Origin of the sequence: Achromobacter sp. SIMBA_011, from assembly GCF_046535435.1 — a bacterium.
GTDB lineage: Bacteria > Pseudomonadota > Gammaproteobacteria > Burkholderiales > Burkholderiaceae_B > Achromobacter > Achromobacter dolens.
In genome coordinates, this window is record NZ_JAWRWN010000822.1 from 1 (window position 1) to 255 (window position 255).

Below are 255 nucleotides of genomic sequence, written 5' to 3' on the forward strand. Positions count from 1 at the left end.
CCGCGATCGGGATGACCGAGCACGTGCCGATCATGTTCGTCGCGGTGATCGTCGCGGTGAGCGTGATGCTGTTCGCGGCACAGCCGCTCGCGCGCTTCATCGACCGCAACCCGACCATCGTGATGCTGGCGCTGTCGTTCCTGGTCGTGATCGGCATGACGCTGATCGCCGAAGGCTTCGGCTCGCATGTGCCGAAGGGCTATATCTACGCGGCCATGGCGTTCTCGGCGTTCGTCGAAGGCATGAACATGCTGG

General features: G+C 63.5%; 1 protein-coding gene. It reads left to right on the plus strand.

Translation table 11 applies throughout. The features are described 5' to 3' along the window. Nucleotides 1–255, plus strand: a 255-nt coding sequence (locus SB816_RS33295) for a TerC family protein (RefSeq protein ID WP_410548416.1), incomplete at both ends; no start/stop codon positions are given.